This window comes from Pedobacter sp. AW31-3R, assembly GCF_052180285.1.
Taxonomy (GTDB): Bacteria; Bacteroidota; Bacteroidia; order Sphingobacteriales; family Sphingobacteriaceae; genus Pedobacter.
Window position 1 is genome coordinate 5,340,476 of the sequence record NZ_CP197475.1, and the last position, 16,571, is coordinate 5,357,046.

8 protein-coding genes are annotated in these 16,571 nt (G+C 43.0%); 5 read left to right on the forward strand and 3 right to left on the reverse strand.

Features of this window, described 5'->3' with window-relative positions:
• Positions 1-397: 397 nt before the first annotated feature.
• Positions 398-1,633 carry a DUF2264 domain-containing protein gene (locus ACSBL2_RS21970; protein WP_442588705.1) on the reverse strand — a complete coding sequence of 412 codons (1,236 nt, stop codon included), beginning with the start codon at positions 1,631-1,633 and terminating at the stop codon, positions 398-400.
• An 86-nt stretch (positions 1,634-1,719) separates the two neighbouring features.
• The gene (locus ACSBL2_RS21975) at positions 1,720-2,232 is read right to left on the reverse strand and encodes a cytidine deaminase (protein WP_442588706.1); all 513 of its coding nucleotides are present in this window, start codon (positions 2,230-2,232) and stop codon (positions 1,720-1,722) included.
• A gap of 759 nt (positions 2,233-2,991) precedes the next feature.
• Between ACSBL2_RS21975 and ACSBL2_RS21980 the strand changes: the two genes are divergently transcribed.
• Genes ACSBL2_RS21980 through ACSBL2_RS21990 form a run of 3 tightly spaced genes read left to right on the forward strand, consistent with a single transcriptional unit; the run spans position 2,992 to position 11,334 of the window.
• The gene (locus ACSBL2_RS21980) at positions 2,992-7,992 is read left to right on the forward strand and encodes a translocation/assembly module TamB domain-containing protein (protein WP_442588707.1); all 5,001 of its coding nucleotides are present in this window, start codon (positions 2,992-2,994) and stop codon (positions 7,990-7,992) included.
• Positions 7,976-10,303, forward strand: coding sequence for a translocation and assembly module lipoprotein TamL (tamL, locus tag ACSBL2_RS21985; protein WP_442588708.1), 2,328 nt, complete (start codon positions 7,976-7,978; stop codon positions 10,301-10,303). The genes ACSBL2_RS21980 and tamL overlap by 17 nt, the downstream gene beginning before the upstream one ends.
• 8 nt (positions 10,304-10,311) lie before the next feature.
• Positions 10,312-11,334 carry a YihY/virulence factor BrkB family protein gene (locus ACSBL2_RS21990; protein WP_442588709.1) on the forward strand — a complete coding sequence of 341 codons (1,023 nt, stop codon included), beginning with the start codon at positions 10,312-10,314 and terminating at the stop codon, positions 11,332-11,334.
• Between the two features lie 130 nt (positions 11,335-11,464).
• On the opposite strand, the gene ACSBL2_RS21995 is transcribed toward ACSBL2_RS21990, so the two are convergent.
• Positions 11,465-13,369, reverse strand: coding sequence for a DNA topoisomerase IV subunit B (locus tag ACSBL2_RS21995; RefSeq protein ID WP_442588710.1), 1,905 nt, complete (start codon positions 13,367-13,369; stop codon positions 11,465-11,467).
• 182 nt (positions 13,370-13,551) lie between these two features.
• Here ACSBL2_RS21995 and ACSBL2_RS22000 point away from each other — a divergent pair, with 182 nt between their 5' ends.
• A complete protein-coding gene (locus ACSBL2_RS22000) occupies positions 13,552-14,904 on the forward strand; it encodes an APC family permease (protein ID WP_442588711.1) in 1,353 nt (450 codons plus the stop codon).
• A gap of 288 nt (positions 14,905-15,192) precedes the next feature.
• Positions 15,193-16,527 (forward strand): DEAD/DEAH box helicase, encoded by a 1,335-nt coding sequence (locus ACSBL2_RS22005; protein ID WP_442588712.1) that lies wholly within the window; start codon positions 15,193-15,195, stop codon positions 16,525-16,527.
• Positions 16,528-16,571: the final 44 nt, after the last annotated feature.

A 16,571-nucleotide genomic window follows, 5' to 3' on the forward strand; every position in this document is an offset into this window, starting at 1 on the left:
CCTGTGCGGAATGAAGCACTGGCTTTAAAGCTGGGTGGGTTCAGGGATCAGGAGTAATTTTTTCTCATATTCAGGTTGGTTTTGGTTAGGTTAATGAATTGTTTGTAGACACTGGTCAGGTTGCCGCAATAAAAAGGTATTCAATCTCAGGTAAAAATATACTTTAGAAAAAAGCAGTTAATGTTCCCTTTGAAAATGTTTTATATAATTTGATTTAAACAAATTAACCAATAAAAACCTGCTTGTAGTGAGGGGTAATTCGGTATATAATAGGGGGTAAATCTTATTTTATTGGTTATTAAATATTGAATACTAGCCCATTATACCAAACAGCGCAACGAGAGGTTGTCTTTTATCAAAACAACCTTTCGGAGGCCTGGCCTATTTTATAACCTGATTATTTTAAGCTTTGACTATGGTCATTCGGGAAATCTTCTCCGCTCCATATTTTCTGTGCAGTCCATTTCGCAGGAGCCCCAGCCCAGAAAGGATCGCTTGCCGGAAGACCTAAGGGTAAAAAGATATTCGTGCAGATATATGGACTCCCCTGGTTGTTGTAAAAATCTCCCAGGTCGGGCTGACTTCCGTACAAGCCAATCGTCAGCCAGCCATTTTTATAGGTAGAAGGACTTTCCAGTGTTTTATTGATCACGGCAGTCAAGGCACACCTCACCTGTTGGGGGCTCAACTGTTCCGGTAAGGCCTTGCGCCATGCCATATCTGCCAGATGGTGAAAGGCACCACCACGGTAAACGATAGAACGCCCTGTGGCGGGATAAGTACCATCAGTATTGATCAGTCTCTCCTGTATCACTGCATAACGTTCATTCCGCTTCCTGATTTTTCCGAACATATTTTCATATGCCCGGTCCTTTTTACCCATTACATCCATCAGGGAGGCTAAAAATGGGTGGATCACATAACTGTTGTAATAATCGTATGCAAAAGAGGTTCCATCGCTGTACATTCCATCCCCTACATACCATTGTTCCATTTGTTGCAGCGCATAGTCTACCCTCATGTTATCCCATTCATAACCGAATTTCGCAAGGAATATTTCATTCATCGCCGAGAAAAGCAGCCAGTTGGAAAAAACAGGTTTAAACCTGCGGGTGGTCAGGATGGACTTCCGGAGCAATTCCTGGTTTTTCTTACCCAGGTTCTCCCATAACCAGGGTGCACGGATAAAAGCAATGGCAACATAGGAGGCATCCACCAGCTGCTGTCCCCCGATATCAAAGTTCATGAAATCTTTTGCATTGGAATCCAGCGCATTGGTCATCCCCTGAATTACCCATTCACGGTACTGTTTACGCAGCGCAACCTCCTCAGTAGACCCGCCTTCCAGCTGTAACCAGGGTGCAATACCACTCAGTACCCTGCCCAGAACCTCTACATATTGTACTTTGATCCGATGTTCCTTGTTGTCGATATGAACAGAAGTCACCTTTGGCATGACTAACCGCAGGCTATCTTTTGCCAGATTGTAAAGTACCGGCTTAACCATTCTGTCCATTTGCTGCAGCCAAACCTGCCTGTCGGATAACTGTTTTTTCGGCTTACCTTTCTTCTGTGCATATACAGTTCCGCCAAGCAGCGCAAAGACCAGGGCTATCGTGGAAATCTTTCTCATGACCATGTTCATATCGATATGATTTTATATTTGATAGCCCAAAGTACCCTATTTTTATTCTTTAACAGAGGGGACTGAATGAACTTTTATAGGGGGTATATTTGTTCAGCACCGTTTTCCAGCCGTTTTTCTACAAATACAAAGGGCAACAGGCTTTTTATTCCCTGCACTTTCAGCACCTGTCCGTCAATACAATAAAACAACACCTCAATTTCCTTACCCTGCTTCCTTTCAAATTCAGCCATCACCTGCAGACAAGCACCACAACAGGTAACTGGGGTAGTGATCTTAAAATTATCGGTATGGGCAGTAATCACCATCGTCTCAATCACCGCATCCGGGCGACTGGCACCAATAGTAAAAAGGGCGACACGCTCCGCGCAAAGTCCTGAGGGGTAGGCCAGGTTTTCCTGATTGCTGCCCAGGATCACTTCACCTCCGGACAGACGCACGGCTGTACCCACTTTAAAATTGGAATAGGGCGACCAGGAAGTTTTCAATGCTTTCACCGCATCTTTGCAAAGTGACTGATCCCTTTCATCCAATTCCTGAAGCCCTTCATAGGCTTCATAGGTAATGGAAAAACTTAGTTTATTCATTGTATGCTGTGTTGTGTGTATATGAAACAAATATAAAGGTGATATTAAAATTCATAATACCGGATTTAATTTTGATTCAGTTGACTGAATTCCGGTCTTTCTCCGAAAAAAGGGCAGTAATCAACCCTTGTGTTGTCAAACCGAAAAGGCATAAACTAAGATCAGGGTAAACATTCTTTTTTATCCGCAATACTGACGAAGTTTTTGGTTGATTTGATCAGGGAACCCTTTTCTGCGACTACGGTTCGGGAATGGTTCGTCTTTAGTTTTGCTTACCTCCTGCTTGTAGCTTACTTGTAGCCTGATCATAAGTACCCCATAAGTAGGATAAACTTAGTTCAATCATACGGCAAACATACCTTTAGGTAAATTAGGAGTATAGTATATCTAGACATGGGGTACTTATGATCAGGCTACAACCAGGAAACAACCAGGCGACAAGCAAACTTCATCACGAACCGTGTCCGAACTAAGATACCACCAAAGCTGTTCTTCTTCAAAAAGATCCGGGGCTGGAAATCCCCTCCTGAATGAAAGCCCGTCCTGTTTTTTATCCCAAAAAATAATTTTAGGAGTGTTGCGATATGAGGTGACTTCCTATTCAGTTAAAAATGCCTGTCTTAAAACTATTAATTAACAAAATTTTGAGGAGAACCTAAACAAAATGTTAAATCACTTGTAATATAATAAGACTAATGGCCGGTGGCATGGTTTTAGTTAATGTTTTGATATTGTAAATTTCTAAAAAAACGCATCGTCTTGAATACATACGTACGCAAAAGCATAAAAATTGTCCTCTGGATTATCGCCAGCATCATTATGCTGGTTGTCCTGGTTGCCTTATCCCTAAATATTCCTGCTGTTCAGAATTTTGTAAAGGGCAAAGCGATTAACTACCTGAAAAACAAGACACAGACAGAGGTGAGTCTCGAAAGTATCAAGATTGCCCTTCCAAAAGATGTAGTCCTGAATAAATTCTACATGGAGGACAAAAAAGGTGATACCCTATTGTATGCCCAGAAGCTGTCAGTAGACATCAGTTTATTCAAATTACTGAAAAACACCGTAGAAATCAACAATATAGAATTAGAAAAGATCAGAGCCAATGTCACCCGGATCGATCCGGATACGGCTTTCAACTACCAGTTCATCCTGGACGCTTTTATGTCTGAACAGGCAAAACCGGAAGAAAAAGTACAGGAAGATACGACCTCAACCATGAAATTCTCCCTCAGCAAAATCAGCCTGAAAGATATTGCCATCGTCTTCAGGGATGATGTGATTGGGAATGATGTCAGCGTGAAACTTGGAGAATTCAGCACCAACATCAAGGATTTCGACATGGTCAATCAGCATTACGTCATTAAAAACCTGTCCTTAAAAAACACCAATTTAAAATATTTGCAGCAAAAGCCATTGACACAACTGGCAACTTCATTGCAGCAAAGTATAGACACCGCGCAATCGGAAACAGGGAAACTTCCCCTGGTGGAAGTAGAAGACGTAGATTTCAACAATGTCAGGATCAATTACGATGATCTGTTATCCGATACCCGTGCCGACCTGAACATTAACGAACTGACCTTGACGAAACTGTTCGCCGATCTCACCAAGATGGACATCAAGCTGAATGATGCTACCCTGAATAAATCAACTATCCTGTTTGCCTTCAAACCGGCACCTGTAGATCCGAAAGAAGTAGCCGCTGCCGATACTCTGGCGGCAAAAGCTTCGCCGATGGCTATCCTGGTCAACAAACTCAACCTTGAAGGTAATCAAATCCAGTTTGATAACCTTGCGGCAAAACCAGTTAAAGGAATGGACTTTAACCACCTCAACATTACCGGGCTCGGCTTGGGCGCGGAAGAGTTGTCCTACAGTCCGGCAGGCATCAAAGTAAACGTGAAGAAGGGAGTGATGAAAGAGAAAAGTGGATTTGAGCTTTCCCAACTGCAGGGAGACGTGGTTTACAATGATAAAGCCGTTAAAATCAGCAACCTGATTTTTAAGACCCCAAATACAACTATTGAGAACAATACAGAACTGAACTATACCGCTATAGAGGATTTAACGAAACATCCGGAAAGGGTAAAATTAAACATCCAGGTTAAAAATACGGTGCTGGGCCTGAAAGATGCCACCTATTTCAGCGATGCCATACCCGCAAATTACCGCAATGAAAAGATAAAGGTGAATGCCCGTGCCCTGGGTTACATGAATAATTTGAGTATCCCGCAATTACAGATCAGCGGACTAAAAAGTACAAACATCGATGTGAACGGTACCGTAAAGGGATTGCCTGATGTAGAGAAAACTTTCCTTGACCTGAACATTAAACGTTTCTCTATGACAAAAAGGGATTTATTGGTGATTATCCCTAAAAATACTTTACCTGCCAGCATTGAATTGCCCAACTCCATTGCTGCCAACGGTAAATTCAAAGGAAGCATGACGGCCTTCAACACCGGCTTCAATATCAATACGGATATGGGATCTGCGAAATTACTCGCCAGCATGAAGGGACCCAAAGGAAAGGAAAGTTACACGGCCAATATTGACCTGAATAATTTTAATGTAGGCAGGTTGATGAAAATGCAACCTCAACTGGGCAGAATAACAATGAAAGCCAATGTGAGCGGTACAGGAATTGATGCCAAGACTGCAGTAGCAAAAGTAAACGGACAGTTGGTGAGTGCTTACTACAATAAATACACCTACAAAAATCTGATCCTGAGCGGTACTTATGCTGCACAAAAGCTGAATCTTAAAAGCAGTATGGCCGATAGCAATGCCAACTTCAGTTTAACAGCATTTGTGAACATGAATGGAAAATATCCGGCGGTGAAAGCAGACCTGGATCTGAAACAGATAGACCTCCAGAAATTAAACTTTAGTCCTACCCCATTCCAGCTTGCCGGTCTGGTTAAAGCAGACATCAAAACTGCTGATCCTGACTACCTGAATGGTGATGTGAGCATCAGAGGGTTACAACTGGTAAAAGATGGGCAGAAGTTTAATATGGATACGATCGATGTCCATTCTGAGGCCACTGCAACTTCCAATCTCCTGACTTTACACTCGGAAGTGTTGAGTGCAAGTGTGGATGGTAAATATCAGCTCACCAATTTGGGGGCTGCCTTTATCAACCAGATCAATAAATATTATGCCTTTGGCGAAGTAACTAAAATTCCTGAGCAACGCTTCCGGTTTAACTTGAAATTGCACAATCCCAAGTTCCTTCAGAACTTTGTACCGGAGCTGACCGCCTTCTCTCCTTCCCAGATGAGTGGGTTGTTAGATACAGAGAAAGATAGCCTAACGATGAATGCCTGGTTCCCGCAAGTGGTTTACGGCGACTATAAGGTAGACAGTACCAGTCTCACGGTCGACAATGCCAATCAGCAGCTCAACTATAAGCTCATGGTAGGCCATATCCAAAGCCCTTCTATTGCTTTATACCATACAGAACTTAGCGGACAGGCAGACAATAACCTTTTAGGGGTAAATATTTTCCTTAGGGACAGCAAGCTGAAAAACAAATACCTGCTTGGCGGTACTTTTAAATCCATAGATAAAAATTACCAGTTCAGCTTTGATCCGGATAAACTGATCCTGAACTATGAAAAATGGGCAGTATCTCCAGAAAACTATCTTCAGTTTGGTGCCTCAGGCATCCTGGCAAATCAGTTTAACCTGAGCCAGGGGAACCAGTTACTGAGCATCAACAGCCTGAATGCAACACCTAACTCACCGTTAAAAGTAGAGTTTAAAGATTTCAGGATTGAAACCCTGACAAAGTTTGCAGAACAGGACAGTGCATTGGTGGGTGGCGTCATCAACGGAACAGTGGACGTGAAAGAATTGATGTCCAGTCCAAAGTTCGAAGCCAACATGACCATAGACCGTCTGCGTTACCAGAAAGATGAACTGGGCACACTCCGTGTGGCCGTCAACAACAATACTGCCGATGCTTTTGAAACCAATATTGCCTTAACAGGAGTACATGAATTGAGGGTTTACGGTTTTTATTACACCAATAGAGAGGATGCCCTTGACCTGAATGTGAATATCGATAAAATAGACATGAAGTCGCTGGAGAGTTTATCTATGGGGCAGATCAAACGCGGTTCAGGTACCATTACCGGGGCACTTACCGTGAAAGGATCTACAGCGAAGCCCAGAGTACTCGGAGATATCAAGTTTAACCAGGTTGCCTTTACTGCTACTTATGTGAATTCCTATTTCCGTATGCCTAATGAATCGATCAGTTTCACCGACGCTGGTGTGAATTTCAATAACTTTACGATTATTGATTCCCTGAATAAAAGGGCAACCATAAACGGAGGTGTGCTGACGACAGATTACACGAACTTCCGTTTCAATATGGATATCAAAACTGATAACTTCAGGGCACTGAATTCTACCTCAGCGGATAATGAGCTGATTTATGGAACCGTATACCTGACCAGCGATATTAAAGTCAGAGGAGATATGAACCAGCCGGATGTGAACATGTCGGTTAAGGTAGAGAAAGGAACGAAATTCTTCTTTGCCATGCCTACTGAAGATCCATCCGTGATTGACCAGGAAGGTATTGTACAATACATTGATGCTGATGCGGCACCTTTCAACGGACAAAAATCATTGAAAGCAGACAGCATCAGTAAGGCTCCCGTTAAAGGGATTAACCTGACTGCCGATCTTGAAGTGGATCCGGAAGCAGAATTGAATGTGGTGATTGACCCGGCCAATGGAGATGCCCTGAAAGTAAGGGGAACAGCAGACCTGAATGCTACGATGGACCCTAGCGGAAAGATAAGTGTCACCGGACGTTACGAAATCAACGATGGTATATTTGGAATTTCAGTGAGTGCCCTGGGTAAAAAAGAGTTTAAGTTAACCAAAGGCGGGACGATTGTGTGGACGGGAGATCCCATGTCTGCCAATGTGAATTTATCTGCGATGTACGAAGTAAATGCAGCACCGATAGACCTGCTTAACAGAGAAGATGATGCTACATTAAAAACGAAAATACCAGTTCAGGTTTATCTGATTATGAAAGGTGAATTAATGAAACCAATTATTTCATTCAGACTGGATCTACCGGAAAACGAACGTGGAGCAGGAGGTGGTGCGGTATATCCAAGAATCCTGCAGGTGAACAGGGATGAAAATGAATTGAATAAGCAAGTCTTCTCCCTACTGGCCCTGAACAGATTTATGGCCAGTAATCCATTTGAAAGTCTCGCCGGTGGCGGTGGCGGCGTAAGCACACTTGCACGTTCGAGTGTGAGTAAATTACTGACCGAGCAGCTGAACAACCTGGCATCTGATTTAATCCAGGGTGTAGACATTAACTTTGGAGTGAATTCTTCCGAAGATTATTCTACAGGATCATTACAGCAGAAAACCGACCTCGAAGTTGGTTTGTCTAAAAAACTATTGAATGACAGGCTGACCGTAACTGTAGGTAGTTCATTCGGACTGGAAGGTCCCCAGCCTCAGGGACAAAGTTCCTCTAATATCGCAGGAAATGTGAATGTCGAATATGCACTTTCCGCCGATGGCAGATACCGTCTGAGGGCTTACAGACGCAACCAGAACGAGGGCGTAGTTGAAGGGCAGATTATAGAAACCGGACTAGGCTTTGCCCTGGTGGTAGATTACAATAAATTCAGGGAGATATTCCAGAAAAAAAGAAACAGAAATAGAAACAGAGCAAACACAGAACAGAAGCCTAAGGATGAGAAAACTAATTAAACCCAGCTTATTTATTTTTATATGTTTAGTATGGGCTGCCTGCAGCAATACCAAATATTTAAAACCTGGCCAGAACTTATATACGGGTGCTGAGGTAAAGATCAATCCTGATTCTTCCGGAAGGATAGACAATGAGAAAGATGTAAAAACTACGCTCGAAAGTAAAACAAGACCACGTCCGAATAAATCTATATTGGGACTAAAGCCTAAATTATATATTTATAATCTTGCAGGAGAGCCGAAGAAACCTAAAGGAATTAAACACTGGCTGAGAACCAAAGTGGGTGAGCCACCTGTACTTCTGGAGCAGGTGAAAATTCAATACAATAATGATGTATTAACCAGTTTCCTCATTAGTCAGGGTTATCTGCAGTCAGTTGTTACCGGTGATACCGTAGTAAAAAACAAAAAAGCCAAAGCAATTTACACCGCAAATACCGGCGACCGCTATAAAATAAACAGTATCACTTTTCCTAAAGATACCGGGCAACTCTCACATATCATTAACGAGAAAAAAGGAAATACTTTGCTAAAGGTTGGAGAGTATTATGATCTGGATGTATTCAAGAATGAACGTATCCGTATTGACAACGACCTAAAAGAACTGGGATACTTCTACTTTGCGCCTGATTACCTGATTATGCAGGTAGACAGTACCATTGGCAAAAGCATGGTCGATATTACCGTGAAGGTGAAAGACATTGCTCCCGATGCCGGGATAAAACCATACAAAATAAGAAACATTAACATTTACCCGAACTACTCTTTCAGAAGAGACAGTGCCTTAAGGAAACTTACCCCATTGCAATATCATGATTTCAGTATTTATGATAACCGCAATACCTTTAAACCAAGGATATTTGACAGGCTGGTATTCTTCAAAAAGGGAGAAACATACAACAGAAGAGACCATAGTCAGTCGTTGAACCGAATGGTTAACATCAATGCTTTTCAGGATGTCAGAGCAGAGTTTTTGCCTCTTGACAGTTTCAAGAATGACGAGCTCGACCTGAACATTTACCTCACCCCATTGAAGAAAAATTCACTTTCATTCGGCGTAACAGGAACCAGTAAATCCAATAACTTTGTCGGTTCGGAAGTAAAGGTTACCCAAACCACCCGAAATTTATTCAGGGGTGCGGAGCAGCTGGATGTCAGTGTGAGTGGTGGTTTTGAGACACAGGTGAGCGGAGCATCACAGGGACTCAATTCTTATTCTTTCACTGCGGAAGGAAAACTTACCTTTCCAAGGTTTATCGTTCCTTTTTACAAACCAAAAAGTACTACCGCATTTGTTCCTAAAACCATTGCTTCTCTCTCCTATCAGCTAATCAACAGGGGATCGTTGTATAGCCTGAACTCATTCAAAGGGGAATTTGGTTACAACTGGAAAGAAAACATCCATAAAGAACATACCTTAAATCCAATTTCTGTGAACTATGTAAGGTCGTCAGTCAGCAGTAGACCTGGCGTTGAAGATAGTTTATTCAACATTGGCCTGCGCAACATTTTAGAACCGCAGTTTATCATTGGTAGCAATTACAACTTTACCTATACCAACCAAATGGAAGACTCCCGCAGGAACACCACCTATTTCAATGGAAGCCTGGAAACAGGCGGAAATGTATGGGGGCTGTTTACGCCTAAAAGTGATGGTCCTCAGGGAGGCAGAGAGATCTTTAACACTACATTGTCCCAATTCGTACGGTTAGAACTGGATCTCAGGGATTATTTTAAGATTACAAGGAATGTCACCTGGGCGAACCGATTGAATATGGGATATGGTTATGCCTATGGAGGATCCAGCTCGCTTCCTTATGTGCGACAATTCTTTGCAGGTGGTAGTAACGATATCAGGGCATTTGCGGCACGTTCATTAGGTCCGGGTTCATATTACTATAAAAATGATCCGAGATATGCGAATGGTTCAATTATACCTGACCAGAGTGGTGATATCAAATTGATGCTGAACTCCGAGCTTCGCTTTAAACTGGTCAGCATTTTATATGGAGCCTTGTTTGCTGATGCCGGAAACGTTTGGCTGAGGAAGGATGATCCCACTAAACCAGCGGAGTTAGGAACCACTGGATTCAAAGCCAGCAGGGCCTTAAAGGAACTGGCTGTAGGTACAGGAGCAGGTTTACGCGTAGACGCGACAATCTTTGTGATCCGCCTTGACGTGGCTTTCCCGGTAAGGAAACCTTACAACCCGGAGGGAGAACGCTGGGTATTTGACGAAGTTGCTTTTGGAGACAAAGGCTGGAGAAAAGAGAATTTAGTATACAACATTGGTATAGGGTATCCATTTTAATCTGCCACATGAAATTAGTACATAAGATCAAACATTTTTTTATAGAGCTGTATCACCTTTTTATTGCAGCCGGAACCGGTTTCATGGAAGACAGGGTAATGAAATTAAGTGCTGCACTTGCCTACTATACGATATTTTCCCTGACGCCCCTGATCATCATCATCATCTCTGCAGCGAGCATTTTTTTTAGCAACAAACTTAATCCGGGAACAGAGTTGTTCTCTGAGATCAGCGAGATGGTTGGCGACGATGCCGCCAGATCATTACAGGGATTTGTGGAAAATGCGAACCTAACGGGCAAGACCACGATCGGACTCATCATCGGGATCAGTACCCTTATCATAGGTGCTACTGCTATATTTATAGAAATCCAGGACAGTATCAATCTGATATGGAAAGTAAAAGCAATTCCTAAGAAAGGATGGAAAAAGATGATCACCAACAGACTGTTATCTTTTTCACTCATTGTTTCCATGGGCTTTCTGCTGCTGGTTTCCCTCGTTGTCAATAGCATCGTAGTCAGTCTGGGTGATAAGCTTGGATACCTTGTCAAAAATAGTCCAATTGGGGAAGCTATACCTGTTGCCAATGACACCACTACCCTATTAATTTATATTCTGAATAATGCCATTACCATCGCGGCTGTAACCGCTGTCTTCACCATCATATTTAAAGTCTTGCCGGATGTAGACCTGAGATGGAAATCGGCGATCATTGGAGCCCTGTTTACGGCACTATTGTTTAGCCTTGGTAAGTACGTTATTGGGATCTATATTGAAAAAGGTAATCCCGGATCTGCCTTTGGTGCTGCCAGTTCTATCATCGTTATACTCTTATGGATTTATTATACCTCTATCATTTTATATTTTGGTGCTGAATTTACACAGGCTTATGCAGAGAAGTTTGATGGTGGAATAAGGCCGAGCAAGTATGCTGTCCATACGCGGATTACTATTGTGGAAGAAAAAGTGGATGTGCTTCCTCCGCAGCACCCGGAAGAAACAAAGGACCATCCGGTAGAGGGGGCTTAAGCACCGACAGGTTTTACACTATGCTTTCCTATGGATACTTAAAGAAAACAGAAGATCACATACAATACAAAAGAAATGGCCCGGATCTCATCGATCCGGGCCATTTCTTTTGAGAAGACAAAACCTATAATTAAGCGACTTCAACAATATCCTCAGATACGGCTGCTGTTGCGGCATCTGAATCAGCCGAAACCAGCTCTTCTATCGTATCTTTTTCAATCCTCAAGTTCCTGATGATATGCTGCTGTCTGTCAGGCGTATTTTTACCCATGTAATATTCCAGCAAGCTTTTGATCGTCTGATCTTTTAAAATCACAGGGTCGAGCCTGATATCCTTACCGATAAACAAACCAAACTCATCAGGTGAAATTTCTCCCAAACCTTTGAACCTGGTAATCTCCGGTTTGTTACCCAGTTTCTCAATGGCTTTCTTGCGCTCATCATCACTGTAACAATAGATAGTTTCCTTTTTATTCCTTACCCTGAACAATGGAGTCTGCAGGATATACACATGCCCGGCCCTTACCAAATCGGGGAAGAACTGCAGGAAGAAAGTCATCATCAGCAACCTGATGTGCATTCCATCCACATCTGCATCCGTTGCAATAACGATGTTGTTGTAATGCAGGCCATCCAGTCCGTCTTCAATATTTAAGGCATGCTGCAATAAGTTGAATTCCTCATTTTCATACACCACCTTTTTGGTCAGCTCATAACAGTTCAACGGTTTCCCCTTTAAGCTGAATACGGCCTGGCAATCCACATCCCTTGATTTGGTGATCGATCCTGAAGCAGAATCCCCTTCCGTAATAAACAGGGTAGTTTCATAACGTTTGTCATGGGGAGTATTAAAGTGGACTTTACAATCCCTGAGTTTTTTGTTGTGCAAGGAAGCTTTTTTTGCCCTGTCATTGGCCAGTTTCTTGATTCCGGCGATATCTTTACGTTCACGTTCCGACTGCAGGATTCTTTTCAACAAAGCATCGGCCACATCCGTATGCTTGTGGAGATAATCATCCAGTTCTTTCTTTACAAAATCATTAATGAAAGTACGTACGGATGGTCCCTCAGGTCCCATATTCTGGGAACCCAGTTTCGTTTTCGTCTGCGACTCAAATACAGGCTCCTGTACACGCACCGAAATTGCTGCAATGATAGAAGCACGGATATCCGATGCTTCGTATTCCTTTTTATAAAATTCACGTACCGTTTTCACTACTGCTTCCCGGAAGGAAGCCTGATGGGTACCGCCCTGTGTGGTATGCTGCCCATTTACAAAAGAATGGTAATCTTCACCATACTGCTGCCCGTGGGTCATGGCAATTTCAATATCATTCCCTTTCAGGTGGATGATCGGATAACGCAGGTTTTCCACATCGGCCACCTTGTTCAGCAAATCATAAAGTCCGCGTTCCGAGAAAAACTTCTGTCCGTTGAAATTCACGGTTAATCCGGTATTCAGGAACACATAGTTCCAGATCATACTTTCTACGAAAGCAGGGATATAATGGTAATTCCTGAAAATACTTTCATCGGGATAAAAGGTGATGGCTGTTCCGTTCCGCTGTGTGGTATCAATAACAGGGTGATCGGTAGTGATCTCCCCTTTAGAAAATTCCACCTTTTTGGTCTTTCCGTCGCGGTAAGACTGTACCACAAAGGTGGTCGATAAAGCATTTACCGCTTTTGTACCCACCCCATTTAATCCTACTGATTTCTGGAAGGCATTGCTGTCATATTTACCACCGGTATTTATTTTAGACACACAGTCGATGACCTTACCCAATGGGATACCACGACCGTAATCCCGAATGTTTACTTTAGAATCAGATACCGTGATATCGATGGTACGTCCTGATCCCATGACAAACTCATCGATAGAGTTATCCATGATCTCTTTTAACAGCACATAAATTCCATCATCCTGAGCAGATCCGTCACCCAGTTTACCGATATACATACCGGGGCGTAATCTGATGTGTTCCTTCCAATCCAGGGAGCGTATACTATCGTCGTTATAAATCGGTTCAGCCATATTTGTCAGCAGTATAATTTTAGTGAAGCTTGCATCAGCCAATACTGCTTAAAGAGAGCGAAGACTCATGCAGGTTTCTGTATATCTGCAAATTTAATGAATAATGCGTCTTAATTGTTCTACAGTTTTCAACAAATACACAAATTGCCGTACATTCGGCGATTATCTTTCAAGAATATTACATGCAGCCCAAAAAACAGCTTTCCCTCTTTGATCTTTCCATGATCGTTGTCAGTTTAGTGATCGGTATGGGAATCTTCCGCACACCAGTGAATGTGGCAAATAAGGCGCAGATTCCGGAATTGTTCTTTATGGCCTGGATTGTCGGGGGACTGGTGGCTTATGCCGGGGCCTTGATCTATGCGGAAATTGGCTCGAGACTTCCGGTAACGGGAGGTTATTATAAGATATTTGCAGTGTGTTACCACCCTTCTGTAGCCTTTGCAATTAATGGAATAGTGGTGCTCAGTAATGCAACAGCCATGGCGGGGGTTACCCTCATCGGCTCAGAGTACCTCAGCAGTGTGATCTTCCCGGCAGCAATGCAAACTGATTTTTACAGGTTGCTGATCGCCGGCATTACGGTGATGGTGTTCTTTGGCATCAATATGCTGGGGTTAAGGGCAAGTTCCGGCATACAGAATATATTGACGGTCATCAAGGTAACCCTGATACTGACACTGATCAGTGCGATCTTTGTCAGCGAAAAGGCAGGCCACATCGTTCCGGTATTTAAAACTGCCTCTGGTGCTTTACCGGGATGGGCAGATTATGGCCGGGCACTTGGGGCATGCCTCATTGCAATCACTTTTTCTTTTGCCGGTTATACCCAGACCATCAATCTTGGCGGGGAAGTAAAAGATGCCAAGAAGATTCTTCCCCAGGGCATAAAAACAGGATTACTGATCATTATTACCCTGTACCTGTTGTTAAACTATGCCTATGTGAAAGTCATTGGTTTTGAGGAGCTGAAAACTGCCCAAAGTATTGCATCCATCCTGGCAGGAAAGATTTTCGGCCCTGCCGGATATACCATCCTGTCGGCCGTCATATTCCTGTCTGTATTGGGTTATGTGAATGTGAACCTGCTGAGTAATCCCCGTGCCATGTATGCCATGGGACAGGATAAAGCCCTTCCCTCCTTCTTTGCACAGAAAAGTAAAAAGACAGATGTGATGGTGATCAGCCTGAGTACCTTCACTGCCCTGGTCATGATTATCCTGTTTTTTGCACAGACCTTTGACAAGATCCTGAATTACTCCATCATCCTGGAATGTATCGGTACCGCGGGCTCAGCAGCTACCTTATTTATTCTCAGGAAGAAAACCGCCCATTTATCAAAAGACAGTATCTATACCATCAAATGGTATCCGCTTCTTCCCATCCTGTTTATTGCTTTTTTCCTTTTTGTGGCGATCAGCATTTATCAGGATGATCCTGCAGCTGCCATTAATGGCTTACTGATTCTGGCGGCTTTTATCGCACTTTATTTCATCACGGGTCTTTTTCAAAAAAAAGAAAATCCTGCCAGCTAAAACCCCAGTTTACGCAACGAACTCATTGATACCCTAAAGCGTCAGGAATTTCGCAATGCAAATTTGTCCGGCTGTTTAAACTTTGGGCAAAACTGAATTCCTGTTGCCAGGCAGATTGCTGCACGTATGGTCTCCTGTATTTCCAGGCAGATGTAAAGAAAAGAAATAGTTACGAACTTATATGTATATTTGCAGTTGAAACGTAATTGTTTAAACAACAATCAATTCATTAAATTTAATGCGGATCCTTCGTTTCGTCATCATTATACACATTAAAATTCAAACACATTGTTATTCGAAGAATTAAACCTGATTGAGCCTATTCTTAAAGCGCTGCAAACAGAGGGTTATACCAACCCAACCCCAATACAAGAACAATCTATCCCAACTATATTAACCAGCAGAGATCTTTTGGGCTGTGCACAAACCGGTACAGGTAAAACTGCTGCTTTTGCCATCCCAATGCTACAGCTGTTGAATAAAGACCATGTAAACACCAAAGGCGGTCCCAAAAGACCGATCAGGGCACTGGTATTGACACCAACACGTGAGCTTGCCATTCAGATTGAAGAGAGCTTTAATGCTTATGGTAAAAACCTGTCCCTGCGCAACCTGGTTATCTTTGGTGGTGTTGGCCAGAAAAGCCAGACAGATGCACTGCACCGTGGTGTGGATATCCTGATTGCTACCCCCGGCCGGATGCTGGATTTGATGAACCAGGGTTTTATAAACCTGAAGGACATTGAAATCTTTGTACTGGATGAAGCCGACAGAATGCTTGACATGGGTTTCATCCATGATGTGAAGAAAACCATTGCCAAACTTCCTGCAAAAAGACAGACCTTGTTTTTCTCTGCAACCATGCCTACTGAAATTCAGAAGCTTGCCGATACCATTTTAACGAATCCGTTGAAAGTGGAGGTGACTCCTGTTTCTTCTACTGCTGAAAAAATTGAACAGTCGATCTATTATGTGGAGAAACATGACAAAAAAGACCTGCTGATCCATATCTTAAAGGATAAGACCATTGCTACAGCCCTGGTCTTTACCCGTACGAAACATGGTGCTGACAGGATTGTGAAAGAACTGATCAAGGTAGGGGTGAAAGCGGAAGCGATCCACGGCAATAAATCCCAGAACGCAAGACAAAGGGCATTAACAAATTTCAAGGCTAAAACCACCCGTATTCTTGTGGCAACAGATATCGCTGCACGTGGTATTGATGTGGATGAGCTGACACACGTTATCAATTATGAGTTGCCGAATGTTCCGGAAACTTATGTACACAGAATAGGCCGTACCGGCCGTGCCGGTAACAGCGGTATTTCCTTCTCCTTCTGCGATAGTGAAGAGAAAGAATTCCTGGACGATATTGAGAAACTGATTGCCATTAAAATTCCTGTACAGGAAGACCATCCTTATGCACTGAGCTGGCAAAGCCTGATGTCTGGCGCAGCAGCAGCAAAAGTAAAAGGCAAAAGCAAACCTGCAAGAGGTGGCCGCCCGGAAAGAACAGAACGTCAACCCAATCTGAGTGGTAAGAAACCACAGGGTGGTGGAAATGGTGGTGGTAACCGCAGATTTAATGGCGGCGGTTCAAGGCCAAAAGCAAAAACCAGCTAACACGTTTATTTAGCCTATATTAAAAAGAGGATGCAATTCATACG